This window comes from SAR202 cluster bacterium (assembly GCA_016872355.1).
Classification (GTDB): Bacteria; Chloroflexota; Dehalococcoidia; order Lucifugimonadales; family VGZY01; genus VGZY01.
In genome coordinates, this window is the sequence record VGZY01000022.1 from 15,247 (window position 1) to 40,326 (window position 25,080).

Sequence of the window (25,080 nt, forward strand, 5' to 3'; positions counted from 1 at the left end):
TGCTACTTACTTGCGGTCCGATGCGATGGCATCCACGAGCTCCCTGGCCGCCGCTTCCGGGTTATCGGCGCCGGTGACCGCGCTGATGACGCAGACGGAGTCCGCGCCCGCCTTCACGACTTCCGCGACGTTGGCACGATTAATCCCGCCGATGGCCACCACCGGCTGCGACGCCACATCCTTCGCCTTACGCACCAGGTCCAGGCCGACGACGGGCCTGCCTCCCTTCCCCCCAGTGGAGGTGGCATAGATCGCGCCCACCGCGAGATAGTCCACGCCAGCCGAGATCGAAGCTGCGACTTCATCCATGGAGTTATTAGAACGGCCAAGGATCTGCCATGGCGAAAGGACCTTCCGGGCCTCAATCAGCGGGAGATCTGCCTGTCCAACGTGGAGGCCGTGCGACTCGGCGGCATATGCAATTGCGGCGTCGTCGTTCATGATGAACAGGGCTGACCTGGAGTCGCACATCGCCTTCAGCGCCCTGGCCATGGTTAGCACGGCCCCGACGTCGCCGCGCTTGTCCCGGAGCTGCAGCACGCTCGCGCCACCGCTCAGCGCCGCCTGGGCCACGTCCTGCACCGGTCGACCCTTCGAAGCTTCAGGGTCCACGATCACATAGAGCCCAGTCAACCTGGCCGCCGTCTTCGCCCTGATATCGCCGCCGACCTTTTGCTCCGCCCTCGTCAGCACCTTGCGCGCGCGGGACGTCCAGTCGGCATTCAGAGGGCTCTCCCTGGACTTCTCAAATATCCCCAGCGATTCCTGGGAGTGCCTGACGGCCCTCAGCGCCAGCGACGCCGGGTCCGATGACAGGCTGCGGTACATCAGCCGCTGCTCCTGTTGGGCCGCCAGGGAGAGCTCGGCGGCCTCCGGGGATGGGACCGACTCACGAAGCATGCGGATGTCCGAGTATAGGCCAAGCGGCGCGGTGACGAATGCCTCCAGGTACCGGATGTTTGCGATGAGGGAGCTCAGGTGCGCTGCAAGAAATGGGTTCATGAAGACCGTTCCGGAAGGGGAGTGAGTGTACCGGAGATTGTAACACGCAGCGGATACGAACAGGACTTGACCGGCCCTACAGCTCTATGGCGTTCTCAACCAGGCTCATCCGGGCAATTCTTCCGCCCGCGCCGATCTCCACGGCGACCAGGTCGATGCGCCAGTCACGGTCTTCCATGCGCTTGTGCTGCAAGTAAAGCTGCGCTGCGAGCACCATGTGGGAGCGCTTGTGGCTGGTGAGCGACTCCTCCGGTGAGCCGTAGGGAGAGTTAACGGCGCGCGTACGGACCTCAAGAAAGGCGACCGCGCCGTTCTTCTCGCCTACGATGTCTATCTCGCCGAAGCGGGTGCGGTAGTTCGTCTCCAGCACCCGGTACCCACGCCGCTCCAGGAACTTGCGCGCCGCCTCCTCACCGCGCTTACCAGTTTCCTGCCTGCGGTTGGTCATGGGCCTTTCTTCCCCGGCTGGCCGTCCGCCATCGATGGCCGCGCGACCATAGATGGAGAGGGAACTCGTATAACGGTCCTCTGGTAACCCCACGTCCTGATCGGCGCAAAGGAATAGCGGTGTATAGCGCACGGCCCAAGGCGCTCGAGGTGGCGCAGGTGGTCGCCGGTGCCGTACCCCTTGTGCTGGGCAAAGCCGTACTCCGGGAAAATGTCGTGCTGCTCGTGCATGAGCCTGTCGCGGGCGACCTTGGCCACAATGGAGGCCGCGGCTATGGACAGGCACAACGCATCACCGTGAATGATCGGCTTCTGAGGCAGGGCTGCGTCAGGCAGTGGGAAAGCGTCGAGGAGCAGGTACTGGGGCATGAACGCGAGAGAATTGAGCGCCCGCATCATCGCCAGCCGCGTGGCCGGGGCGATGCCGATGGCGTCGATCTCATCGGCCGTCGCCACCCCCGGCGCCGCGCCAAGCGCGTGCTCCAGGATGTACGGTAGTACCCGCTCCCGCTGCGCTGCAGTTAGCTGCTTGCTGTCCTTCACCCACTCTACCCACTTACCCCTTGGGTCAGGCGGCAGTATGACAACGCCAGCAACAACCGGTCCGGCCAGCGGGCCTCGCCCGGCCTCGTCAAGCCCGGCGATCAGTGAATAGCCGTCCGCAAGCAGCGCAGCTTCCTCGCTGTACGTGGGGACCATCGCCTCGGCTGTAACGCGGGTTGCTGCCATGGCATTTCAGCCCCAGCTCCAGCGCGTCCAGCCGGTCACCGGCGCGCCCGGGACAACGTGCTGCACGCCGGTATCCGGAACGCCCTGGGCCGCCAGCCTGAACCCGTCCGACACGCACGACCACGGTTCAACGCAAACTGAGCCCTCAGGCGAGTACACGGCCAGCTTGCTGACCTCTTTTGACGATAGTATCTCCAGCGAAATTGAGTCCGGCCAGGCCACGGTGACCCGTGACTCGGGCGAAATCGAAAAGCAGTTGTTGAAGGCGCCGGGCGCGGGGTTGCGACCACTGCGAAGATCGAGATCCTCCGGCACCGGGACCTGCTTGCCGGTGGGTGCGCCGTCCGATATTTCCCAGTCCGTGAGCTGCCCCGGCGACTGGACGGTAAGCTCCCCCGTGCCGATATCCCGCCTGAACCACGGGTGCCAGCCGAAACCGATCGGGTACCGCGACTTGCCTCCAGAGCTGAAGGTGAGGGTCTCCTTGAACGAAGGGCCGTCCAGCACGGCCTCGTAGACCGCTTTCCCGGGCAAAGGCCACGGGTATGTGAGCGACTGCTCGAACACCGCCCGCGTGGCGGTCGACTCTACAACAGTCCATGGCCGCTCCCGCACGAAGCCGTGGTGGCCGTGCTGGCCGCGGTTCGGTACGAGCTGGTACGTCCTGGAGTTGGCGAAGAGCACCGCATTCGTCATGCGGCTTGGCCAAGGGGCCATGATGAACGAGCCGGTGCCCTGTGGCGCCTTAAACGGGTCGAAAGGCCCCTCGCCGCCGGTGAGCAGCTCCCGCATTTCGCCGCCGGCGCTCTTCACGGACAGAGAGCGCACGGTCGCCCCGGCGAGGGGCGAAATGACCACGCGGCCGTGGTCGTTGGACAGGACTAATTCGGTCATAAGAATGTCCTGGAGGACAGGTTAGAGACACGGGCAGTAGTGTATCAAAAGGAAAAGGCCGCGTGGGGGTTAATCGGGGCGCGATTAGCGAGCGATTCCAGCGGTCTTGGACTCGTCGTGAACAGTGGCGGGCCTGTCAACTTCAATGATGCCGCCGCCTACGAGCTCCTCGCCCTGGTAAAAGACAACTGCCTGGCCGGGCGTGATGGCGCGCTGCGGCTCATCGAAGCGGACCTCCGCCCAATCGCCGCGTGAGACCAGGGTGGCGGGCGACTCTGAGGCCTTGTACCGGATCTTCGCCGTCACCGTTACTGGGACGCCCTGCGGCAGGCCGGAAGGGAAGTTCGTCCGGGAGGCGAAAAGGTCGGTGCGGAGGAGATTGTCTTCCCCCCCAAGCACAACCTTGTTATCAACGGCGTCAATCTTGATGACAAACATCGACTTGCCGCCCGTATTTATGCCCAGGCCGCGCCTCTGGCCCACGGTGAAGAACTGCACCCCCGGGTGCTGCCCCAGCTTCTCGCCGTTCACGCCCACGAAGTCGCCCGGCCTGGGCGTGCTCATCCCGCCGACAAACTTCTTGTAGTCGCCGTCCGGTATGAAGCATATCTCCTGGCTGTCCGGCTTGTCCGCCGTGGCCAGGCCGGCTTCCGCCGCAAGCGCCCGGATCTCCTCCTTCGGGTATTCACCGATGGGGAACAGAAGGCGGCCTAGCTCATTCTGTGTCAGGGTGAAGAGGACGTAAGACTGGTCCTTCTTCGGGTCCGCTGCCTTCAGCAGGTGGAAGCGGTCGCCTTCACGCCGGATGCGCGCATAGTGGCCGGTGGCGATGTAGTCCGCGTCCAGGAACATGGCGCGGCGCAGGAGAAAGTCGAACTTGATCTTGTCGTTGCACGCCAGGCATGGGTGAGGCGTCCTGCCGCGGTCGTACTCTCGCACGAAGTAGTCAACTACGTGCTCCTTGAACTCCCGCTCGAAGTTCTGGACGTAGTGCGGCACGCCGATCACCTGGCAGACCCGGCGGGCGTCGTCCACGTCCTCCACCGAGCAGCAGCGCTTGCTGTGCTCGGGCACGTCGGAGCGTTCCACCGTCCACAGGCGCATCGTGACGCCGATCACCTCGTAGCCCTGGCGGTGGAGTAGTAGAGCGGCAACGGAAGAGTCGACCCCGCCGCTCATTGCGACAATTACACGCTTCTTTCCCATAGATTCAAGGTTAGCACAGGCAGGGCGGGCTGGTGAAGGTTGTTTTGCATGGTGCGAAATCCGGTGAGGGCTGGTAAAATCGTGGCGAAACAGTGATGCACCCCAGGCGGGGGCCAGGAGGCGATATGAAGTACGCAGATACCGGAGCAGTAAAGGCGGGGATGAAGTTCACATCCCCGGGCGGGCTGACCGTCGAGACGACCGGCAAGTCCACCAAGATCGATTCCCACAACCTTTACGTGCACGAGGTTGTGATTGTCGACGGGGCCGGCAAGGGCCGCAAGTACCTTCTTAACCTGGACTCGGCGACGCCCAGCTAAGCGGCCGGAATCAGACTGGTTGGAAAACTCAGGGGCCACGGATATCCGTGGCCCCTGATGTTTCCAGTTTTTTTAGCTGCACAGCATGCTGTGCAGCTACAACTGCATCGCGTCTATGCGTTCACTGCCTTAAGGGCCTGGCCGATCATTGCCAGCTGTTTCTCACGGAGCAGGCCATAGTTGTAGAAAAGCCCCCCAACGGCGCCGGCGGCGTAGGCGGTTCTCATTTGCTCAACCATGGGCGCCGAATCCACCGTGGCGGGCACGGATATCGGGACAAGAAGCTCGCCCTTGGGCGCAATCATGTCCAGGTAGCCCCTGGCCTCCTTCTTTGCGTCGTCACCGGTCTTCGTTATCCCCGTGGTCATGCGGTCTATCTGCTTGTTTATGACTGAATTCAGGCCCGTTGTCCAGGCGCGGTCCCCCTGGGTGAGGAAGTCAGACTGCACCTTGCCGCCGCCCTTCTTGATCACCTGGGCGACTCTGAGCCAAAGGTCCGTGGCGACCCTCTCGCTGATATCCATGTACTTGCAGAGCTGGCCGTCGAATGCCTCGTCAACCCACTCCTTTGTTACGGGCGCACCGTCCGCCTCGGCCGGCATCATGGCGAGCTGCCACCGCAGCCAGTCTGCCACTTCCCGCCGGAACTTCACGGCATCCATGCCGCCTTCTTCGGCGTTTTCCATTGAGCCGGGATTGAAGCAGAGGTTCAACAGGAACTCGCACCGGGGAGTCATCTCCCCAGCGAACTTGTTCTTCAGCATTCCGTGACGCCATTGCTGCCGCTGGAGCGCCTCAACAAGGACCGCGTGCGGCTTGAACCGCTCCATTATTTCCTCGGACAGTACGACAGCGTATTCCTGTGCGTCCTTGGAGGACGGGCTGATCTGGCCGAAGTACGGCGTTCCGAAGGCATCGTGCTTGGCAAATTCCGGGTACCGCTCGGTCATGGCATGCTGGAAGAAGTAGACGATCCAGGCGCTGAACCGGAGCCCGCGCTTCTCAATGGCCTCGACAATGCGCTCGAAGTAGTGGGGGTCGCGGACGTACGTGCTCACTCTTGGATGGAGCTGGGTCTTCGAATACCGGGCCATGGCTGGGGAGAAGAAGGCCGCGCCGTTCTCACCGTGCATTATCGGGTGCTTGGGGTTGTGCGGCAGGAAGTAGTTGGCGACATGGTAGATAGGCGTGACAACCAGCTCGCTGCACCCGGTAAGGTCAACAATGCGGTCGAGCGCCTTTTCGGTCCCTTCGTCGGTGATGTCCCAGGGATAGGTATAGAGAGCGCCAAAGAACGGTTTGCGCGGCATGGAAAGCTCCGAGTCTAGATTGCTGACTTGAGGTCGATCAGGTCGTCCACGAACCGTGTGTAGGTCTGGGTCTTGGGTTTGTCCCTGTCCTCGTCCTTAACGTACTTGATGGAGCTCTGGCCCTTCAAACGCGCCGGCAGCACCATCGTGCGAATAAAGCTCGTGAGCTCGGTCTTTGACGCCTCAGCGTAGACCGGGTCCGGGCCTGCCTCGAACCACGGGGCGCCCGGGTCCAGGTGGGTCTGGTGGCCATTTACGCTCACCATGAACTTGCCGCGGTAGAGGCAGCGGATGCCCGGGCCGGCGTGCGTGTGGGTATACGCGACGCCCCCGAGAGGGAAGTCAACCCGGTCACACCGTATCAGGTACTGCTCCGTTGGGTCCAGGGTGATGTCGGCGGATAGCTTCAGCTTCGGCCTGTCTGAGTCCCCCAGGTTGCGGGCCTCGTCCGATCCCATCTTGTCGACAAGCTCCCAACGCCACAGCTTCGCGCCCCCCTTCCCAGCAGTGACCGCCGGGGATTCCGTGCCGAACCATGCCTGGTTTGCCGCGAAGTAGCGCGAGTCCTTACCGACTTTGACCGTCATGTCGCCCTCGGCGACGAAAATGACGCGATGGAGCTTCATCAAGGGAGGCTGAAGCTGCTTGTCGGGTCCGAGCCTGTCTTCCAATAACCTGAGAATGTGACTTGCCATGGGTCCTCCTTAGTTACAGGCACAGGAAAAAAAGTAGATGGGGCTACTGCCGCTCTTCGCACCAATAGGCTATTCCCACGAGGCCCGGCCCAGTGTGGCTGCCCATCACGGGCGAAAACTCGCTGACATACAACTCCCTGACTTCGAAGCTGCTGCGTAGCACTTCGGTGACCGAGAGGGCCATCTCAGGCGCGTTCGCGTGCATCACAGTGGCGTGGAGGGGACCCTCTATGCGCTTGCGCACAAGGTCCAGGAGTTTTTCTGCTGCCCCCCTGGCCGAACGCACTCTCGCCAGGCTCTTTACTGCGCCACGCCTCATTTCAAAAATCGGCTTGATCTGGAGCACAGACGTACCCCAGTGGGCCACAACCGGAACGCGACCGCTCTTCCAGACATAGTACAGCGTATCCAGATACGCGACTAGATGGACGCGACCTGTCACGTTCCTTGCCACGAAGGTCACCTCCTCCAGCCCGGCCCCCGCCGCCGCCGCCCGGAGGGCTGCGGTTACCACAAGTCCTTCACCGCCGGCCGCGCTCTCAGTATCGACGATCGAGATGGGTAGTGGGTGTTCCATCCCATCCGCGGCGGCCTGAAGCCCTGCGATCGCTGCAGCGTGCGTAGCGCTGAAGTTTGGTGAAACGGTGAGGCAAAGAACGGAGTCCGCAACCTCCAGGGCGCGGGTGAAGGCCTGTTGGAAACTATTCGGGGTGGGCGCCGAGGTAGTGGTTGTGCCGCCGAAAGCGCTCTGTCGCCGGTAGAATTCCGCCGGAGTCATGTCCACGCCGTCCAGGTACGTCCGACCGTCCAGCACTAGCTGCAACGGAGCGACGAAAAGAGGGCCGAGCCGGCCGGCATCTGGCGGCAGTGAAGCGGAGCTATCGGTCACGATCGCTACTTTATATGGTCTGCCGGTAGGCAAACGCCAACCTCGGGCGGGGATTGCAACAGTGGTGGATTCTACCATCAACTGCGAGGCTTGTCTGGTTCTCGGGCTAAACGGCCACAGCTCGGGGCAGGGGCCTTACGTGGTCTGCTATGAGGCTGACAGCGTGGATGAAATCATGCCATTCGCTGCGCAGGTCCGCAAGACGGTCGAGACCCTGGCGCGTCACATGGTAGTAGCGTCGGCTCTGGCCATTCTCGGAGAGCTCCCAGCGGCCTTCGATAACGCCATCGCGCTCGATACGGTGAAGTGCCGGATAGAGGGTGCCTTCCTTGAGCCGGAAGTAGCCCATGCTGCGTCGCTCCATCTCCTTGACAAGCTGGTAGCCGTACATGGGGTTTTCTGAAAGCAGGGACAGGATCAGAGTCTCGGTGCTGCCCTTGAGCAGCTCCCTCCTGTACAGATCAAGGTTGCCGGCAGCCGGGCCAACGGGGGTTTCCAGAACGGTCGTCACGTGCCCCTCCCAATCACTAATGACGATCTTCACTGTTACATATACCTACGTACAACCACCAGAAATTGGATTTCGGTCGTGCCCTTACGCCGGTTTCAAGATTACGAACTTCGTTGAATGGCCGTTTGAAGCTGTTGTACAATGGCCGCATGTCACTTGGGAGCCAGGATTTGCAGAGCAGCAAGGTATACCGACTTGCAGGCATGGCGGATGCCACGGGCAAGCCGTTACAGAAGCTTACGGGCGCCACGGAGAGGTTCAGTGCGCTCCTCGAACAGGAGGGGTACGCCGCCATCGATACTCCCGTGGTGGAGGAGACCGAGCTATTCGTCCGCAAATCGGGCGGTGAGCTGACAAGCCGGCTGTACACCTTAGTCGATCCAGGCGGACACAGGGTGAGCCTGCGGCCGGAGTTTACTCCTTCAGTCATTCGCCACTACATACAGGAGCGCGCCGGATTCAACGGCCCTGTACGCTTCAGGTACAGCGGGCCGGTCTTTCGGTACGAACAGCACGGCGTCGGCGCTTACAGGCAGTTCACTCAGGCGGGCGCGGAGCTGATCGGCGCCGCGGGAGCGCAGGCGGATGCTGAGGCCCTCTCGATCGCATGGGAAGGCCTGCGGAGTATCGGCGTCACCGGCTTCGGTATCCGCATCGGCAACATAGGCGTTTTGCAGGAGCTTATCGGCGGGTTCGGCCTCTCGGAAGCCGGCCGCCTCTTCATAATCAGCAATATCCAGGCCATCAAGACCGGGCAGACAACTCTCTCAAAACTCACCGAGCAGGCCGCCAGGGTCGGCCTGCTGAGGGCGGGGCTCAAAATCACCGTCGACGATAGCGCGGCCTACATTGACGGCGATTCGACTCGCGATTTCATCGAAGGGGTCCTTGGCGAGGCGATGTCAAGCCCGACGGGGCGACGCACACCGGAGCAGATCGTCGACAGGCTCCTCCGGAAAGTACGGGAGGCCAGCCAGCCCGGCAACCTGGAGTCCGCGCTCGCCCTCATCGACCAGCTTGCCCGCATCGACGGCGCGCCGGGCGCGGCGATAGACCGCGCTGGCGTCGTACTCAAATCGCACGGCATAGACGCCTCGCCTCTGGACGATCTTTCCGCGCTCGCGAATGATTTGCGCAAGCGAGGCATCGATGACGCATGTCTAACTCTCGATTTCGGCCTGGCGCGAGGCATCTCGTACTACACCGGCATGATCTTCGAAGTTGAGCATCCCCAGGCCGCCGCGGGAGCTTCCCTCGGCGGCGGCGGCCGATACGACGGCCTCGTGCGGGCGCTGGGCGGCGAAGATGTGCCGGCGCTCGGTTTCGCCCTCACAATGGACAATGTTGTTGACCTTTTGAAGTAAACCAGACGATCGAGGACTAACGTGCTTCGTCTTGCGATTCCGAGCGACGGCGCCCTCTCCGACCCGGCCCAGGCCTTCCTGAAGGCCTGCGGCCTCAGCGTCTCGCGCCCCAACCCCCGAAAATACACAGCCGACATCCCATCTGTGCCGGGAGTGGTGGTCCACTTTCAGCGAGGCTCCGACATCGCCATGAAGGTGGAGGAGGGCAGCGCCGACATGGGGATCGTCGGGCACGACACGTTTGTCGAGAAGGGGCGCGAGGGCGGCGACGCCGAGGTGGTCATCGACCAGCTTGGGTTCGGCCATTCCGAGCTCGTTCTGGGCGTTCCAGACTCCTGGGTTGACGTGACTTCCCTGTCCGACCTTGCGGACCTTTCGATGGAGTTCCGGCAGCAGGGGCGGGACCTGCGAATTGCAACGAAATACCCGAGGGTAGTGGAGCGCTTCCTGCTCAGCAACGGCGTGAATTACATCTCGCTCGTCCCTTCCAGCGGGACACTCGAGGCTGCGCCGGTCATGGGCTACGCGGACATAATCGCGGACATCTCGTCCACGGGCACGACGATGAGCGCCAACCGCCTGAAGACCGTTCACGGCGGGACGATTATGAAGTCCGAGGCATGCCTCATCATCAACAAGCCCCTAATAATCGCCTCCGAAGCGAAGCTCAGCCAGGCAACTGCGATCGTCGAGCGCATCGAGGCCCACCGGCAGTCGCTGGAGTACTACAGCGTTACAGCGAACATGCGTGGGGAATCCCCCGAGGACGTGGCCCGGTTTGTCCTGGAGCAGGCATACATTTCCGGCCTGCGCGGCCCCACGATTTCCCGCGTCTTCACCAGGGACGGCGCCGGCATGTATGCCGTGACCGTAATAGTAGAGAAGAACAAGCTGCTCCAGGCAGTTGAACAGTTCCGAAAGATCGGCGGGAGCAGCGTGACGGTTTCCCAGCCGCACTACGTGTTCCATTCCGAATGCAAGGCGGCCAGGCGTCTGCGCGCCAACCGGCAGTAAACGGTCCGCCGCCTCAAGGGGGTCCCCGAATGGTTGACGTTAATGAGCTGGGAGGCGCGCTCTTCGACGCGCTTGCGCAGCCCGACCCGGTTGTTCGTCAAGCTGCGGTAGACGCGTGGTTGAAGGACGCCGAAGGGTTTTTTGAGCCCGAAGTCATCAAGCAGATCGCCGAGGCAATGCCCCAGCTCGTGACCGTGATGGACACGCCGCAGGGTGAACAGATGTCCGGCATGCTGCGAAGCGGCCTGATGACTTTGCTGCGGGCCGGCGACGCGAAGTTTACAATCAAGGTAAAGAGTCCCGGCAGCGGGCCCGAAGAAGGGGCTGCTCCGCAACAGGGGTCACAGGGTTGAAAATAGTTCGCGGGCTCGACAGGGCGAAGCAAGCGCTATGCGCCGGCCGGGGGCTAAACCTGGACGCCGTGCCGCCGCACGTTTTGAAGCGAACGCAAGAAGTTTTCGGGGCCAGGCTCACGCCCATGCAGGCCGTGCAGGCGATCATCGACCGCGTACGCAAGGACGGGGACGCGGCGCTCCGCGATCTGTCCATCAAGTTTGACGGCGCGGCGCTCGACGCCATCGAAGTGCCCCGATCAGCGATCGACCGCGCTTACGATGAGGTGCCGGGAGAGCTCGTGGACGCGCTTGACCTTTCGGCGAGCCGCGTCCGCATGTTCCACGAAGCCAGCATGCCAAAGGGCTGGACCGACTTCAAACAGGGCTACGGCGAAGTCTTTAACCCCGTTGAAAGCGTTGGCGCCTATATCCCGGGCGGAAGTGCGCCTCTCATGTCTACCGTTCTGATGTCTGCCATACCCGCAAGGGTAGCGGGCGTCCGCGAGGTATTCGTTGCCACCCCCGCCGGCAAGGGCAAGCCCGTTCATCCGGCCGTGCTGGTGGCGGCGGACATTGCGCGGGTGGACAGGGTCTTCCAGGTGGGCGGCGCCCAGGCGATAGCCGCCCTCGCGTACGGGACGGAGAGCATCCCAAAGGTGGACATGGTCTGCGGGCCGGGCAACATCTTCGTCACCATCGCCAAGAAGCTCGTTTACGGCGACGTCGGCATCGACGGGCTGTACGGGCCGACCGAGACGGTTGTCATCGGGGATGAAACGGCCAACATAACGTTTTGCGCCGCTGATCTGATTGCCCAGGCGGAGCACGACGTAATGGCGCGCCCGGTCTTCATCACCACCTCGCTGGAGGTGGCGGAGGCCGTCAGCCGCGAGATCGACATTCGACTGGCGCGCCTGGATCGAGCAGACACCATACGCGCATCCGTTGACCACCAGGGCGTTATTGCCGTGGTGGAAACGCTGGAGCACGCGTTCGACCTGGCCAACGCCTTCGCGCCGGAGCACATGTGCCTGGCCATACGCGACCCATGGACGCATGTGGGGAGGGTGAAGCACGCCGGCGCTATCTTCCTCGGCGAATTCTCGCACGAGGTCCTGGGCGACTATGTCGCCGGTCCAAGCCACGTAATGCCCACGGCGGGAACCGCCAGGTTCGGGTCCGGACTGAACGTGCGCTCGTTCCTCAAAGTAAGCCCGGTGATCGGCCTCGACGAGGCGACTGCCATGGTCGTGGCAAGGGCGGCCTCCGTTATCGGCCGCGCGGAGGGGCTCACAGCGCACGCCGAAGCGGCGGAAATCCGCGAAGAGTTTGGGAAGGGCTAAAGGTGTCACTTTGACGGCCAGAATTAATGCGAGCGACTTCATTCGCCCTCACATCCGCAAGGTGGAGGGTTACAAGGCCGTCGACCCAATCGAGGAACAGGCGGCGAGAATGGGCATCCCGGAGGCGCAGGTCATCCGCCTGAACGCCAACGAGAACCCTTACGGCTGCTCTCCGAAAGTGGCGGCCGCTGTGGCCGCTGTGCCGTACAACATCTACCCTGACCCTGAGCAGCGGCGCACGCGAAGGGAGCTTGGCAAGTTCCTGGGCGTAAGCCCGGACAGCGTTATCGCGGGAGCGGGGAGCGACGAGATCATCGACCTGCTGTTCCGGCTGGTGCTCGCCCCCGGCGACAACATTATCGACTGCGACCCCACCTTCGGAATGTACAGCTTCGATGCGGGCGTCAACGAGGTGCAGGTCAAGACCGTGCAGCGCGACGAGCTATTCGACGTGGACGTGGCGGCGGTCAAGCGCGCAATCGACAGCCGGTCGAAGGCCATCTTTCTGACCTCGCCCAACAATCCCACCGGCAACGTCCTCTCCGAGAAGACGCTGCGCGAGATACTGGACACGGGGCTGCTTGTGGCCGTGGATGAGGCCTACTACGACTTTTGCGGCAAGAGCTTCATTCATATGGTGAGTGAGACGCCGAACCTGGTCGTGCTGCGCACGATGAGCAAGTGGGCCGGGCTCGCAGGACTGCGGGTAGGATACGGCGTGATGCACCCGGATTTCGTTTCGCGCATCATTCAGATCAAACAGCCGTACAACATCAGCACCGCGGCAGAAGCAGGACTGTATGCGTCCATTGAGGACGCGGCGTACCTGGACAGGAACCGCGACCTGCTGATTGTTGAGCGGGAGCGCCTTTTCGCGCTCCTGAAGTCTGTTCCGGGGATCACGCCGCTCCCGTCCGGGGGCAACTTCATCCTGTTCGAAGTTCCGCAAGGTCGTTCGCAACACATCTTCGATAGCCTTGCGAAGCGCGGCATCTTCCTCCGAAGATATGGCTCAAAGCGGCTGGTGAACTACATCCGGACGAGCGTGGGGAAGCCGGAGCACACGGACGCGCTCATTTCAGCCCTCAAAGAGCTTGTTTAATACGAGACCACGCGGAAGGCGGCCGAGATGCCACGAACAGCGAAGCTGAACAGGGAAACGGGCGAGACTAAGATCGCGATCGAGCTCAACATAGATGGGGCGGGGAAGTACAGGATCGACACCGGAAACGGGATGTTCGACCACCTCCTCTCCGCCTTCTCCCGCCACGGCCTGTTCGACCTTGAAATCACCGCCCGGGGCGACACGCACGTTGGCTGGCACCACCTGGTTGAGGACACCGGCATACTGCTGGGCCGCGCAATCAAGCAGGCGGTCGGCGATGCCCGGGGCATCACACGCATGGCCCACGCTTACGCGCCCCTCGATGAGACGCTGGCGTTCGTGGCCGTTGACTTCGGCGGGCGCGGATACGCTGTGATCGACGCGGAAATAGGTGACAGCGACCTGGGCGGGCTGGCCGGCAGCCTTATCAACCACTACCTGGAATCGATGGCGCGTGAGGGGGCCTTCAACCTGCATGTCCGCATAGAGTCCGGCGCGAACAACCACCACAAGGCGGAGGCCACGTTCAAGGCGCTGGCGCGGGCCACGCGCGCCGCTCTGTCTCTGGATGAGCGCCTCGGTGGGCAGGTGCCCAGCACCAAGGGCACGATCGGGTAGAGGGTGGGATTGCATCTCCGGCGGTATGTTTTAGCGTGGGACCGTACCGGGCACCCCGTCGGGCTCGGACTCACCTGGCGCCTGGCGGCGCCGGCCGTCTTATTGCTGACCTCATGCGGCGGTCAGGCGACCGGCAGTCCCGTACCCGCATTCACATCCGTGCCCACTGTTGCCGCGCCCAGCGCGACCCCAATAGCGGTGCCACCTGCAACGGTCCAAAGCAGCCCTGCGCGCACGCCGGACGTGACGCCGGCGACGTCTCCGGTTCCCGCTAGCACTTCAGTACCTTCTCCCACACCGGCTCCTACCGCACGCACCAGATACGCCGCTGGGGAGAAGATACCTGTCGGCGCTATCCGGATAACCGTGGTCCGGACTTACACCACAATGGGTTTCGGTCCTTTCGAGCCGGAGCAGGGCAAACCGTTCTTCTACGTGAGCGTCGAGGTGGAAAACCCCACAAGCGAAGTGCAAGTCTTCGACACCGTCCAGCTAACGTCGCTCCGGGACTCTGGGGGCGGAGGTACGAGGTGGATATCATGGCCATAGGCATAGGCGAGGAGCTTCCGCCGAACTGGGAGGTAGCCGCCCGAACGACGGAAAAAGGGGCAGTGGGCTTCCAGGTGCCGGTCGATTACTCAGGCAAATGGACCTTCGTGATCGACCTCGCCGCCGACGGCGGGGGCGTCGTAACGGTCGATCTCTAGCCCTACACCTGCTCCAGGTCGAAACGGTAGTCCTCGATGACCATGTTGGCCAGCAGGTCGCGGCACATGCCGTCCACCTTCTTCTTCGCGTCCGCCTCGCTCTTTTCGGCGAGCTTGACTTCCAGGTACTTGCCGAGGCGCACGCTGGTTACCGAGGAGTACGCGAGGTCCTTCAGACCGGCCTGTATGGCCAGCCCCTTGGGGTCGTTTACGGTGGGCTTGAGAGTTACGTACACGCGGGCTAGGTACATCAGTAGGTTACCTCACGAGGGGCTCGGGGGCCTCGGGGGAGTTCATGTGTTTTTTGATGAACGCCTCTATCCGGGCCGCATCGTAGTCATCAAAAGAATCGATATAAGTCCACGCGGTAAGAGCAAACCGCTTTTCCATGCCCGGGTACGGGCTAACGATCACCTTGTCGTAATCGATAGCGAACTGGTCAAGCGCAGTCACGACCGTCGGGCAGGAGTCCGGGCAGTTGTAGTGGATGCCGCCGCCGCCGTGCTCCAGGTTGTGGACGAGGACCTCATCCGGCAGCACTTCGTCGTGCACTCCCCACTGCGCCCAGCCGGCGTAGTGCGGGCCGGACGTGGCGGGCTTTGAGTTGTACGCAGAGTGTGTTGTCCCGTTTGCAATGTGAACAGTCCCCAGGCTCGGGAGCTTCTGCTCGCCGGCAAGCGTGGGTTGGGCCGTCGGGGTGGAGGTGTCGCCGGAGCCGCAAGCCATTGTTGCGGCGACGAGTGCCGCCGCAACAATGGAGATGCGGACACCGGAATTTAGCTTCAAGCTTTACCTGGCGAAGGGCTCTGGTGAGTTCGGCGAGTTCAGGTGCGCGTTGACGAAGGCGCGGACGGCCTCCTCGTCATAAGCGTCAAGCTTCTGCATGAACGTCCAGGCGACCAGTGCGAATTTGGCATCCATGTCCGGGTAGGGCGCCAGGATCGTCTCGTCGGTGCTACGGACGAAGCTGGTGAGCTTGGCGACGTCGTCCGCGCAGCTATTGTCCGGGCAGTTGTAGTAGATGATTACGCCGCCGTGCTCCAGGTTATGGACGACGCGCTCCTCCGTGACGGGCTCCGTGTAGACGCCCCACGGCGCGGTTGTGTCGTAGTGCCAGCCAGAGGTGGCGGGCTTTGTGCTGTAGGCGGCATGGGAGTCGCCGACCGCAATGTGTGTTCCGCCCTGGGACTCGTAGCGGGTGCCTGGGCCAGAAGGGCCGGAGGGGTTGTTGTTGCTGAAAGGCAGGCTGCCTGCGAACAGCGAGACAAGGAACAGGATGGATATCAGTCCAACCAGCCCCGCCCAAAGGCCGCGCTGCAGCTTCTTCTTCTTATCTTGCCTCTCCCTGCGCGCCGCCCTTGCCTGTGTGGGCGTCAGGCGCTGGCGTTTCTGCGCCGGCGTTGGGGTTGAGGTCTTTTTGGTCGTCATGGTACCTCGCAATAGACTTTAATTCGCTGCCGGATATTGTCCTAGGTTATCGCTTTGCCGGTCAACCGCCGGCAATCAGTATAACCTTCTTCAACGCGTTGCCGTGAGCAATAGTTATTAACTTCGGCGCCCAGGTCTCGGCCTAATTCAGGCCAATGCGCGCGAAGACCTCGTCCACGTGGCGGGCGTAGTAGTTGTAGTCAAAGATCCCGTCCAGGTCCCCGCCGGACAGCTTTGTTGAAACAGTGGGGTGCGTGCGGACAAGCTCGCGGAAGTCCTTGTGCTCATCCCACGTCACCTTCGAGCAACCCTGGACGATCTTGTAGGCGTCCTCGCGGCTAATGCCCTTCTCAATGAGGGCGAGAAGGACACGCTGGGAAAATACGAGCCCGCGCGTGATTTCCATGTTTTCCTGCATGCGGTCCGAGTAGACGCGCAGGCCCTTCATGACGCCGTTGAAAAGGTCCAGTGAGTAGTCCAGCGCCATGCAGGCGTCCGGCAGGATGATTCGCTCCGCCGAGGAGTGGCTGATATCGCGCTCGCCCCACAGCGCAACGTTTTCCATGGCCGTCACCGCGTGGCCCCGGATGAGCCGCGCAAGGCCGCATACGCGCTCGCTGAGCTCGGGGTTGCGCTTGTGCGGCATCGAGGACGAGCCCGTCTGGCCTTCGCCAAAGGCTTCCTCAACCTCGCGGACCTCCGTGCGCTGGAGGCCGCGAATCTCCGTGCCGAACTTGTCCAGAGACGAAGCTATCAGCGCGAGGGTAGTTATGAACTGGGCGTGGCGGTCGCGCTGTATAACCTGGTTGGAGACGGGCGCGGGCTTGAGGCCCAGCCGGGCGCACACGGACGCCTCAACAGCGGGCGGTACGGACGCGAAGGTGCCTACCGGGCCGGAAATCTTGCCTACGGCGATCATCTCGCGCGCCTGTGCGAGGCGGAGCTTGTTGCGCTTCATCTCCTCGTACCAGAGCGCCATCTTGAGGCCGAACGTGATCGGCTCCGCGTGGACGCCGTGGGTGCGGCCCATCATGAGCGTCTTCTTGTGCTCCACAGCGCGCTTTCCAAGAGTCTCTATCAGGGAGTCGATCTCCTCCATTAGCAGGTCAGCGGCATCCAGTATCTGCAGGTTGGTCGCCGTGTCCCAAACATCGTTGCTGGTCAGGCCGTGGTGAATCCAGCGACCCTCGGGGCCGAGGAAGTCCGTGATCGACTTCAGAAACGCCGTAACGTCGTGCTTCGTCTTTTTGAGCACCTCGTTGAGGCGGTCCATGTTGTACTTCGCGTGGCGCAGCTTTTCCATGTCGGCGACAGGGATCACGCCCAGCTCGGTCCACGCCTCAGAGGCGGCGAGCTCCACGAGCAGCCACTTGTCGTACTTGTTCTCATCGGACCAGACCCGCTTCATTTTGGGCCTGGCGTACCGCTCAATCAATTAGGTCCTCCGGCAGCAAATGATGAATTATGAAGTATGAATGGTGAAGGTCCTATCCGAAGGCCCTTCGATCTCCATTTCATAATTCATACTTCATCCTTCATACTTTTCACTTCGTCTTGAGCCCCTCGCGGTAGTCGTCGTAGGCCTTGCGGATCTTGTCGTGCTTGATTCCCAGGATCTGGGCGGCGAGGAACGCGGCGTTGCGCGCGCCCCAGGAGCCGATCGCGACGCAGGCTACGGGGATCCCCGGCGGCATCATTGCGATAGAGTGAAGGGAATCGACGCCCTTGAGCTCGCTCGTGGGCAATGGGATGCCGATAATCGGGAGGGTGGTCCAGGAGGCTATGCAGCCCGGGAGGCCGGCGGAGCCGCCGGCGGCCGCGATGATTACCTCAAGGCCGCGGCTGCGGGCAGACATGCCGAACTCGCGGACCTTGTCCGGGGTGCGGTGGGCCGAGGCGACGACGACTTCGTACTCGATCCCCATTTGGGTCAGGACCTCTTCGGTGTCCTTCAGAAGGGGGACATCGGTCTTGCTGCCACAGATGACACCTACTAGCGGCATGAGAGACTGTACCTCCAGGTTAGACTTTGGCCGCAATATCGTTGCGGTAGAAATTGCCGGTAAAGGAGATGCGGCGGGCGTTATCGTAAGCCTTGCTCCTGGCGGCCTCGTGTGAGTCGCCGATGGCTGTTACCGTCAGCACCCGGCCGCCGTCCGTGACGACCGTGCCATCCGGCATCGGCTTCGTGCCCGCGTGGAAGACCATGACATCCGTGTCGGTCTTGTCGAGGCCGGTGATAGGGAAGCCGGTAGGGTACTTGCCCGGATAACCGCCGGAGGCCACAACAACGCCCACGCACGGGCTAGGGTCCCATTCGAGCGTTATATTGCCCAGGTCCCCTTTGGCCGCACTAATCATAACGTTCAAAAGATCGGTTTTCAATCGAGGGATAATGACCTGCGCTTCAGGGTCGCCGAAACGCGCGTTAAATTCATACACCTTAGGTCCCAGCCCGGTCATCATGATCCCGGCGTACAGAATGCCGCGATAGGGTGTGCCGAGGTCGCACATTGCCTTGGCGACTGGCCGGAAGACAGACTTGAGGACGCGGTCCGCCACCTCCGGGTTCCATAGCATCCGCGACGGCGGGCTGAAAGTGCCCATGCCGCCGGTGTTGGGCCCTGTATCGCCGTCACCTACACGCTTGTGATCGCATGCGGCTACGAGCGAGGAGACGCTCTGGCCGTCTACGATGCCGAATACGCTAACCTCGCGGCCCTGGAGAAATTCCTCGATGAGGACCTTCTCTCCCGCTGCGCCGAACTGCCTGTCCACCATCTGCTGCTTTAGGGCTGCGGTGGCCTCGTCCCGGGTCTCTGCCACGACCACACCCTTGCCCTCGGCGAGGCCGTCGGCCTTCACCACGATGGGCGGCTCAACGGCAGCGACGTAGTCGCGCGCCGCCGCAAAGTCTGTGAAGGTCTTCGCCTGGGCCGTGGGGACGCCGCTCCGGAGCATCACGCCCTTGGCAAAGCTCTTGCTAGTTTCGAGCTGTGCGGCTGCTTTCGTGGGGCCGAAGATCGAGCGGCCTGCCTTCTGGAAGGCATCTACGACACCAAGAGCCAGCGGGGCTTCGGGTCCCACGATAGTGAAGTCGATTTTGTTTTCCGCCGCGAACTTCAAGAGGGCGGGCACGTCAGTTACGGGAATCGGGACATTTTTCGCGATTGCCGCAGTGCCGGCGTTTCCCGGCGCGACATAAAGCTCGCGCAGAAGAGGGCTCTGCTTGAGCTTCCACGCGATAGCGTGCTCGCGCGCGCCCTTGCCGACGAGGAGGACGTTCACCGGTGCCCCTACTCCCACTCGATCGTGCCCGGGGGCTTGCTGGTGATGTCGTATACGACGCGGCTGACGCCAGGCACCTCGTTGACAATGCGGCTGGAGATGCGGGCGAGCACCTGGTAGGGCAGGCGCGCCCAGTCTGCCGTCATCGCCTCGTCGCTCGTGACCGCACGGATAGCGACGACGTGGCCGTAGGTGCGGTTGTCGCCGACGACGCCGACCGACTGCGTGTTGGTCAGGACGGCGAAGCTCTGCCAGAGCTCGCGGTAGAGGTTGTTGCCCTTGATTTCGTCCATGACGATCCAGTCCGCGGAGCGCAGTATCTCAAGCTTCTCGCGGGTTACCTCGCCCATTACGCGGATGGCGAGGCCGGGGCCCGGGAACGGCTGGCGGTAGACCATGCTCTCGGAGAGGCCGAGCTCCAGTCCGACGAGTCGGACCTCGTCCTTGAAGAGGTACCTCAGCGGCTCCACGAGGCGGAGCTTCATATTCTTGGGCAGGCCGCCCACGTTGTGATGTGTTTTAATCTTGGCGGAGACTTTGTTGTCGCTCGTCTTGCTCTCTATCACGTCCGGGTAGAGCGTACCCTGAGTGAGGAAGTCCACCTTGCCCAGGCGTGAGGCCTCGCGGTCGAAGACCTTGATGAACTCGCTGCCGATGACGCGGCGCTTCTCCTCGGGGTCCATCACCTCACTGAGCGCGGTGAGGAACTGGTCGGTTGCGTCCACATGAACGAAGTTGAGCTTCATGTGCTTCTGGAAGGTGTCCACAACTCGTTGCGGCTCTTCACGGCGCATGAGGCCGTTATTCACGAAGATACAGGTTAGCTGGTCTCCCACGGCCTTGTGCACGAGCATCGCGGCCACGGCGGAGTCGACGCCGCCCGAGAGGGCGCAGATGACTTTGCCGTCGCCAACCTGCATGCGGATGTTCTCGACTGCCTCCGTCACGAAGTTCGCCGGCGTCCAGGACGGGCTGCAGCCGCAAATTTCGAACACGAAGTTCCGGAGCATCGCTTTGCCGTCGGGGGTGTGGGCGACCTCCGGGTGGAACTGGATGCCGATCATGCCCTGCTCGTTGCCCGTAACGGCCACAGGCGAGTTCTCGCTGGACGCAAGCGCCGAGAAGCCGGGCGGGGGAGCAACGATATGGTCGGCGTGGCTCATCCAGACGGGAATCGACTGCTCGAGTCCTTTGAAGAGGGGCTGGTCCGTCCCGCTCTGGTGGATGACGGCGTGGCCGTATTCGCGTTTTCGCGCCGGCGAGACCTTGCCGCCGAGCTGGTGGACCATGACCTGCATGCCGTAGCAGATGCCGAGGACCGGCAACTTGCTGTTGTAGACCCATGCAGGGGCCATCGGCGCGCCGTCTTCATAGACGCTAGCGGGGCCGCCGGACATAATGACGCCCTTTGGCTCCAGGTGGGCGACACTCTCCCAGGTGGCGTCGTGGGGGATTATCTCGCAGTAGACGTGGGCTTCGCGGACGCGGCGGGCTATCAGGCGGCTGTACTGGGACCCGAAGTCAATTATCAGGACGGCGCCTTTCTGAGGCGGCCTGGCAGGCTGTGACTGTGGGTCCGGCCCACCCTTCTGCTTGGCTATCTCAAGGTAAGCTGAGACCTCAAGGTCGTCGCTCGCCGCTACTCGATGGCTCTGGGTGGGCTTGTTTTCCGTAGTCATTGTTGAAGCGTCTTGCCCTGTCACCTGCTATAATAAGCGCCGAATAATAATCACATTTTGGGAACGGGTTTGGCAAGTTACCGCGCCGGAACGCCCATCGATTCGCAGATACGCTCCGCGGTGGACGTTTTGAGGCACGGAGGGGTCATTGCGGTCCCTACCGACACCCTTTACGGCCTTGCCGCCTCTGCGCTCAACCCCGGGGCTGTTGCAAGGCTCTACGCCATAAAGGGAAGGCCCTCGGCAATGGCCCTGCCGGTGCTCCTGGCCGAGGTAAGCGAGATTCCCAAGTACGTTGCCGATGTTCCCGACCTCGCCCGCAAGCTGGCGGAGGAGTTTCTGCCCGGCCCACTCACGATCGTGCTGAGGCGCGGGGCGGCGATTCCGGATGTGGTGACCGGCGGCCAGGATACAGTTGGAGTGAGGGTGCCTGACCACCCGGTGCCCAGGCAGATAGTCCGGCTCCTCGGCGGCCCGATCACCGGCACGAGCGCGAACCGCTCGGGAAAGCCCGGGCTGACCACGGCCGACGCCGTGCGGCGGGAACTGGGGACCGATGTCGACTACATCGTCGACGGAGGCGAGTGCGAGGGCGGAGTCCCTTCGACGGTCATCGACGTATCAACCGTACCTCCGCGGCTAGTCCGGGAGGGAGCGGTATCCCGTGAGGAGATCGAACGTATCTGCGGCATGAAGGTGCTCTGAGCACCGTCGAATTGAGAGGACGCGGGGGCCCCGAGGAGTCGGGGTCCTTTTTTGACCTCGGCAATCTGTGCCGACAGGGCGATTTTAGGTGATTGCGATCAACATTGAACTTCTTGAGGCGAAGGTAGAGGCCGAGCTGAAGGATATCTTCAGCGAGCGGACGATGCCCCTTTACAATATGATGGCCTACCACCTGGGATGGCAGGACGAGCGCGGCAACATGGGCGTCCCCATGCGCCGGGACCGCCACCACGGCGTGGCGTGCCTTGCCGCAGCGCACGCGGCCGGGGGAGAGGCCGAGGCGGCTTTACCGGCCGCGGCGGCAGTGGAGCTTGTCCACAACTTCGCCCAGATCCACGACGACGTTCAGGGGGGCCACCCGCAGCGGTTCAAGCGCGATGCCGTCTGGTGGGTGTGGGGCCCAGCGCAGGCGATCAATGCAGGAGATGGCATGTATGCGCTGGCCCGGCTGGCGCTGTTCAGGCTTATGGACAGGGGCATCTCTCCGGAGGTGACGTTCGGGGCGCTAAAGATGCTGGACATCGCTGGCCTGGAGGTCTGCGAAGGGCGCTTCCGCGACTTCGAGGCGCAGGAGCGCATTGACATGAGCGTTGAAGCGTACATGGCAATGGCCTCCAGCAAGACCGGCGCGCTGCTGGCGTGCTCCACGAAGCTGGGCGCGCTGGCCTCAGGAGCGCCCGCCGCCGTGGTGGACGCGATGGGCGTGTACGGCACGAAAATGGGTATTGCGTGGCAGGTTCGCGAGGACCTCGACGCGCTGTGGCCGACTGACCCGCAGGCGGCGCCGCCAAGCACCGAGGTGCTCAACAAGAAGAAGCTCCTACCGGTAGTGCATGCGCTTGAGCAGGCAACGCTGAAAGACAAGCGTCGCCTGGGCGAGATTTACTTCAAGCGCGTGCTGCAGCCTGAAGACGTGATATCCGTGCGTGGAGTCCTTGAGGAGCTGGGCGCGCGGGACTTTTGCGAGGGGCTGGTCAAAAACCTCAGGCAAGAGGCCCACGATGCGCTCGTGACAGCAGGGGTGACAGCGGAAGGCAAGAAGCTCCTGGCGCAGGTGGAGAAAGGCCTGATGGGCGAGTGATATTGCAGAGACAGGCAGCGGGTTTGAGGCCTGACGGGCCGGAATAGCTTAGCCCAGGGTGGAGTGCCGAAGGCTCCGCGAAGGCACGCAGCCCTGGGAATTCGATATAGTATTTCACCCAGCCCTGAAGGGGCGAAATACTCTCTGGTCAGACAAGAGATTATCTCGGCTCTTCAGGCCTTAAGAAATTCTTCGGTCCGGGTACCCAGGGCTACGCCCACTCCGCAGAGCCTTCGTGGGCTCCACCCTGGGCTTAGATAGCCCGCGCCTTCAGCGCTCCCATCCGCTCCCCCATGGGCGAGCAGTGTAATATTGCGATGGCTGACCCAAAGAATCAAATGCCAAGGGCGGTCCTGGCAAAGGGAAAGGCTGAGACCGATGCGTCGTGTCGCAATAGTCGGCTCCGGCGGCGCAGGGAAGTCGACGCTGGCCCGACGGATGGGCGAGATAACCGGGCTGCCGGTCGTCGATCTGGACCGGCTCTACTGGAGGCCGGGCTGGACGCCGACGCCGAAGCCGGAGTGGCGCGAGACCGTTCAGAGGCTGGTTGAGGAAGATCTCTGGATTATCGACGGCAACTACATGAGCACTATGGGCATCAGAATTCCGGCGGCTGATACCATACTATTCATGGACTATTCGAGGATACGGTGCATGTGGAGGACTACAAGGCGTGTCCTCACCTACCGGAGGCATGTAAGGCCGGACATGGGCGAGGATTGCCCGGAGAAGATAAACGTCAGTTGTTACAAATGGATGTGGAACTTTCGCAAGGATATCAGACCCAAGATAATGGCCCTGATCGAAGCAAACCGAAACGGTAAAGAGGTCTACATCCTCCGCAACCCGAAGGATGCGGACAGGTTGCTTGCCGAGCTTCAACGCAAGCCAGGCAGACTATTTCAACAGGCGTAGGGAAATGAACAAAAAGAAGACAGTCCATGACATTGACGTGGCCGGCAAGACCGTTCTCCTCCGCGTTGACTTTAACGTGACCTTCCACCCCAATACCACCGACATCTCCGACGACTCTCGCATCAAGGCTTCGCTTCCCACCATCAAGTATCTGCAGGACAAAAAGGCGAAGACTGTAATCTGCACTCACCTGGGCCGTCCCAAGGGCAAGGTGGATGAGAGCATGCGCCTCACGCCCGTATCGAAGCGCCTTTCGGAGCTGCTCGGAAAGCCGGTGGCGCAGCTCAAGGACTGCACCGGCCCCGAGGTGGAAAAGGCCGTGAAGGCGATGAAGCCCGGCGATGTTGTAATACTCGAGAACGTTCGCTTCCACCCGGGCGAGGAGAAGAATGACCCCGCACTGGCGAAGGCGCTGGCAGCCCTCGCGCAGGTCTATGTGAACGACGCGTTCGGGGCGGCGCACAGGGCGCACTCCTCCACGGAGGGAGTTGCGAAGTTCATCCCGGCGGTCTCGGGGCTCCTGATGGACCGCGAGCTGCAAATGCTCGGCATGGCGCTGGAAGCGCCGAGGAAGCCATTTGTGTCGATCGTCGGCGGCGCCAAGGTATCCGACAAGCTCTCAGTCCTTGAGAGCCTGGCGCCGAAGGTCAACGTGCTGATCATCGGAGGGGGCATGGTTGCGACCTTCCTCAAGCAGCAGGGCAAGCAGATCGGGCTGTCGCTCGTAGAGGACGACAAGGTCGAGGAGGCGGGCAGAGTTGTTGAGCTTGCCAAGAAGCTGGGTGTGAAGCTAATGCTGCCCGTAGACGCCATGGTTGCCGACGCGTTCGCTGACAAGGCGAAGGCGAAGGTAGTGGAAATTGACAAGGTTGAGCCTACCTGGCGGATAATGGACATCGGTCCAAAGACAGTGGCCCTGTACGAGAGCGAGATTGCCAAGGCGAAGACGGTGGTGTGGAACGGCCCGATGGGCGTTTTCGAGTGGGAGGCGTTCGCGCAAGGGACGAAGCGAGTTGCAAACGCGCTGGCGAAGCTGAAGGATGCGACGACGGTCATCGGCGGCGGCTCGACGGCGGACGCGGTGATTTCGCTGGGGCTGCAGGACAAGATGACGCACGTCTCCACCGGCGGCGGCGCATCACTGGAGTTCCTTGAGGGAAAAGTGCTGCCCGGGGTCGCCGCACTGATGGATAAGTAACACGCTTGAGCAAAGGCCAAATGCAACACCCTCACCCTTTGGCCGGAGCGCCAAAGGCCTCTCCCCGAGGAGACCTTTGCATAACCCGAGGTAGAGGCGATAATCATACCTGTGCGAGGAAGATATAGCAAAATGGAGTGAGCCATGCACCGCAATATGGGAAACCCGTCCATGATCGAAGCGTTCCTTCCCGAGCAGGTTGGGCGTAACGAGCGATTGGAGAGGATAGCCCAAGTTGTGGACTGGGAAAAGATGGGAAAGCTGGTGTCAGATATC

Annotated in this window: 28 protein-coding genes; 12 read left to right on the forward strand and 16 right to left on the reverse strand. The window is 62.2% G+C overall.

The genetic code is table 11. The features are described 5' to 3' along the window. Window positions 1-6: 6 nt before the first annotated feature. The 5 genes from thiE to mnmA form a co-directional block, all read right to left on the reverse strand. Window positions 7-1,002: a thiamine phosphate synthase gene (gene thiE / locus FJ319_06680; GenBank protein ID MBM3933972.1), complete on the reverse strand. Its 996-nt coding sequence runs from the start codon at window positions 1,000-1,002 to the stop codon at window positions 7-9. 76 nt (window positions 1,003-1,078) lie between these two features. After that, the gene (locus FJ319_06685; protein ID MBM3933973.1) at window positions 1,079-1,450 is read right to left on the reverse strand and encodes a YraN family protein; all 372 of its coding nucleotides are present in this window, start codon (window positions 1,448-1,450) and stop codon (window positions 1,079-1,081) included. Beyond that, window positions 1,447-2,178, reverse strand: coding sequence for a ribonuclease HII (locus FJ319_06690; protein ID MBM3933974.1), 732 nt, complete (start codon window positions 2,176-2,178; stop codon window positions 1,447-1,449). The genes FJ319_06685 and FJ319_06690 overlap by 4 nt, the downstream gene beginning before the upstream one ends. Window positions 2,179-2,184: 6 nt before the next feature. Beyond that, on the reverse strand, window positions 2,185-3,072 hold the full coding sequence (locus FJ319_06695) for a hypothetical protein (GenBank protein MBM3933975.1): 888 nt from the start codon (window positions 3,070-3,072) through the stop codon (window positions 2,185-2,187). Between the two features lie 84 nt (window positions 3,073-3,156). After that, entirely contained in the window at window positions 3,157-4,278 is a 1,122-nt protein-coding gene (gene mnmA / locus FJ319_06700) for a tRNA 2-thiouridine(34) synthase MnmA (protein MBM3933976.1), read from the reverse strand. Window positions 4,279-4,403: 125 nt separating this feature from the next. Here mnmA and FJ319_06705 point away from each other — a divergent pair, with 125 nt between their 5' ends. Next, complete coding sequence (locus FJ319_06705) at window positions 4,404-4,598, forward strand: hypothetical protein (GenBank protein MBM3933977.1); 195 nt, start codon at window positions 4,404-4,406, stop codon at window positions 4,596-4,598. A 113-nt stretch (window positions 4,599-4,711) separates the two neighbouring features. On the opposite strand, the gene FJ319_06710 is transcribed toward FJ319_06705, so the two are convergent. Genes FJ319_06710 through FJ319_06725 form a run of 4 tightly spaced genes read right to left on the reverse strand, consistent with a single transcriptional unit; the run spans window position 4,712 to window position 7,952 of the window. Continuing rightward, window positions 4,712-5,908 (reverse strand): hypothetical protein, encoded by a 1,197-nt coding sequence (locus tag FJ319_06710; protein MBM3933978.1) that lies wholly within the window; start codon window positions 5,906-5,908, stop codon window positions 4,712-4,714. A 14-nt stretch (window positions 5,909-5,922) separates the two neighbouring features. After that, window positions 5,923-6,603 (reverse strand): hypothetical protein, encoded by a 681-nt coding sequence (locus FJ319_06715; GenBank protein ID MBM3933979.1) that lies wholly within the window; start codon window positions 6,601-6,603, stop codon window positions 5,923-5,925. A gap of 43 nt (window positions 6,604-6,646) precedes the next feature. Further along, window positions 6,647-7,570, reverse strand: coding sequence for a DegV family protein (locus tag FJ319_06720; protein MBM3933980.1), 924 nt, complete (start codon window positions 7,568-7,570; stop codon window positions 6,647-6,649). Window positions 7,571-7,598: 28 nt separating this feature from the next. After that, window positions 7,599-7,952 carry a PadR family transcriptional regulator gene (locus tag FJ319_06725; protein MBM3933981.1) on the reverse strand — a complete coding sequence of 118 codons (354 nt, stop codon included), beginning with the start codon at window positions 7,950-7,952 and terminating at the stop codon, window positions 7,599-7,601. A 176-nt stretch (window positions 7,953-8,128) separates the two neighbouring features. Here FJ319_06725 and FJ319_06730 point away from each other — a divergent pair, with 176 nt between their 5' ends. The 6 genes from FJ319_06730 (at window position 8,129) to hisB (ending at window position 13,782) form a co-directional block, all read left to right on the forward strand. Next, window positions 8,129-9,367: a hypothetical protein gene (locus FJ319_06730; GenBank protein MBM3933982.1), complete on the forward strand. Its 1,239-nt coding sequence runs from the start codon at window positions 8,129-8,131 to the stop codon at window positions 9,365-9,367. 21 nt (window positions 9,368-9,388) lie between these two features. Beyond that, window positions 9,389-10,381 (forward strand): ATP phosphoribosyltransferase, encoded by a 993-nt coding sequence (gene hisG, locus FJ319_06735; GenBank protein ID MBM3933983.1) that lies wholly within the window; start codon window positions 9,389-9,391, stop codon window positions 10,379-10,381. 29 nt (window positions 10,382-10,410) lie between these two features. After that, on the forward strand, window positions 10,411-10,734 hold the full coding sequence (locus FJ319_06740) for a hypothetical protein (GenBank protein MBM3933984.1): 324 nt from the start codon (window positions 10,411-10,413) through the stop codon (window positions 10,732-10,734). A 125-nt stretch (window positions 10,735-10,859) separates the two neighbouring features. Beyond that, the gene (gene hisD, locus FJ319_06745) at window positions 10,860-12,059 is read left to right on the forward strand and encodes a histidinol dehydrogenase (protein ID MBM3933985.1); all 1,200 of its coding nucleotides are present in this window, start codon (window positions 10,860-10,862) and stop codon (window positions 12,057-12,059) included. Further along, window positions 11,956-13,161, forward strand: coding sequence for a histidinol-phosphate transaminase (hisC, locus tag FJ319_06750; protein MBM3933986.1), 1,206 nt, complete (start codon window positions 11,956-11,958; stop codon window positions 13,159-13,161). The genes hisD and hisC overlap by 104 nt, the downstream gene beginning before the upstream one ends. Window positions 13,162-13,188: 27 nt before the next feature. After that, complete coding sequence (gene hisB, locus FJ319_06755; GenBank protein MBM3933987.1) at window positions 13,189-13,782, forward strand: imidazoleglycerol-phosphate dehydratase HisB; 594 nt, start codon at window positions 13,189-13,191, stop codon at window positions 13,780-13,782. A 709-nt stretch (window positions 13,783-14,491) separates the two neighbouring features. Here the strand turns inward: hisB and purS are convergent. The 7 genes from purS to guaA form a co-directional block, all read right to left on the reverse strand. Beyond that, window positions 14,492-14,740 carry a phosphoribosylformylglycinamidine synthase subunit PurS gene (gene purS / locus FJ319_06760; protein ID MBM3933988.1) on the reverse strand — a complete coding sequence of 83 codons (249 nt, stop codon included), beginning with the start codon at window positions 14,738-14,740 and terminating at the stop codon, window positions 14,492-14,494. Between the two features lie 7 nt (window positions 14,741-14,747). Then, window positions 14,748-15,275 carry a DUF3105 domain-containing protein gene (locus FJ319_06765; protein ID MBM3933989.1) on the reverse strand — a complete coding sequence of 176 codons (528 nt, stop codon included), beginning with the start codon at window positions 15,273-15,275 and terminating at the stop codon, window positions 14,748-14,750. A 3-nt stretch (window positions 15,276-15,278) separates the two neighbouring features. Further along, entirely contained in the window at window positions 15,279-15,917 is a 639-nt protein-coding gene (locus FJ319_06770) for a DUF3105 domain-containing protein (protein MBM3933990.1), read from the reverse strand. A gap of 142 nt (window positions 15,918-16,059) precedes the next feature. Then, a complete protein-coding gene (locus FJ319_06775) occupies window positions 16,060-17,352 on the reverse strand; it encodes an adenylosuccinate lyase (GenBank protein MBM3933991.1) in 1,293 nt (430 codons plus the stop codon). A 109-nt stretch (window positions 17,353-17,461) separates the two neighbouring features. After that, window positions 17,462-17,920, reverse strand: coding sequence for a 5-(carboxyamino)imidazole ribonucleotide mutase (gene purE / locus FJ319_06780; protein ID MBM3933992.1), 459 nt, complete (start codon window positions 17,918-17,920; stop codon window positions 17,462-17,464). Window positions 17,921-17,939: 19 nt separating this feature from the next. Beyond that, window positions 17,940-19,205 (reverse strand): phosphoribosylamine--glycine ligase, encoded by a 1,266-nt coding sequence (gene purD / locus FJ319_06785; GenBank protein ID MBM3933993.1) that lies wholly within the window; start codon window positions 19,203-19,205, stop codon window positions 17,940-17,942. A gap of 8 nt (window positions 19,206-19,213) precedes the next feature. After that, window positions 19,214-20,884, reverse strand: a complete 1,671-nt coding sequence (guaA, locus tag FJ319_06790) for a glutamine-hydrolyzing GMP synthase (GenBank protein MBM3933994.1) — start codon at window positions 20,882-20,884, stop codon at window positions 19,214-19,216. A 54-nt stretch (window positions 20,885-20,938) separates the two neighbouring features. On the opposite strand from guaA, the gene FJ319_06795 reads away from it, so the two are divergent. From FJ319_06795 to FJ319_06815, 5 genes are all read left to right on the forward strand, one after another. After that, window positions 20,939-21,589: a threonylcarbamoyl-AMP synthase gene (locus FJ319_06795; GenBank protein ID MBM3933995.1), complete on the forward strand. Its 651-nt coding sequence runs from the start codon at window positions 20,939-20,941 to the stop codon at window positions 21,587-21,589. An 88-nt stretch (window positions 21,590-21,677) separates the two neighbouring features. Then, on the forward strand, window positions 21,678-22,691 hold the full coding sequence (locus FJ319_06800) for a polyprenyl synthetase family protein (GenBank protein ID MBM3933996.1): 1,014 nt from the start codon (window positions 21,678-21,680) through the stop codon (window positions 22,689-22,691). Window positions 22,692-23,069: 378 nt separating this feature from the next. Next, window positions 23,070-23,606 carry a hypothetical protein gene (locus tag FJ319_06805; GenBank protein MBM3933997.1) on the forward strand — a complete coding sequence of 179 codons (537 nt, stop codon included), beginning with the start codon at window positions 23,070-23,072 and terminating at the stop codon, window positions 23,604-23,606. Between the two features lie 4 nt (window positions 23,607-23,610). Further along, the gene (locus tag FJ319_06810) at window positions 23,611-24,804 is read left to right on the forward strand and encodes a phosphoglycerate kinase (GenBank protein MBM3933998.1); all 1,194 of its coding nucleotides are present in this window, start codon (window positions 23,611-23,613) and stop codon (window positions 24,802-24,804) included. 144 nt (window positions 24,805-24,948) lie between these two features. After that, the coding region (locus FJ319_06815; GenBank protein MBM3933999.1) for an IS5/IS1182 family transposase at window positions 24,949-25,080 on the forward strand (132 nt) is incomplete at its 3' end.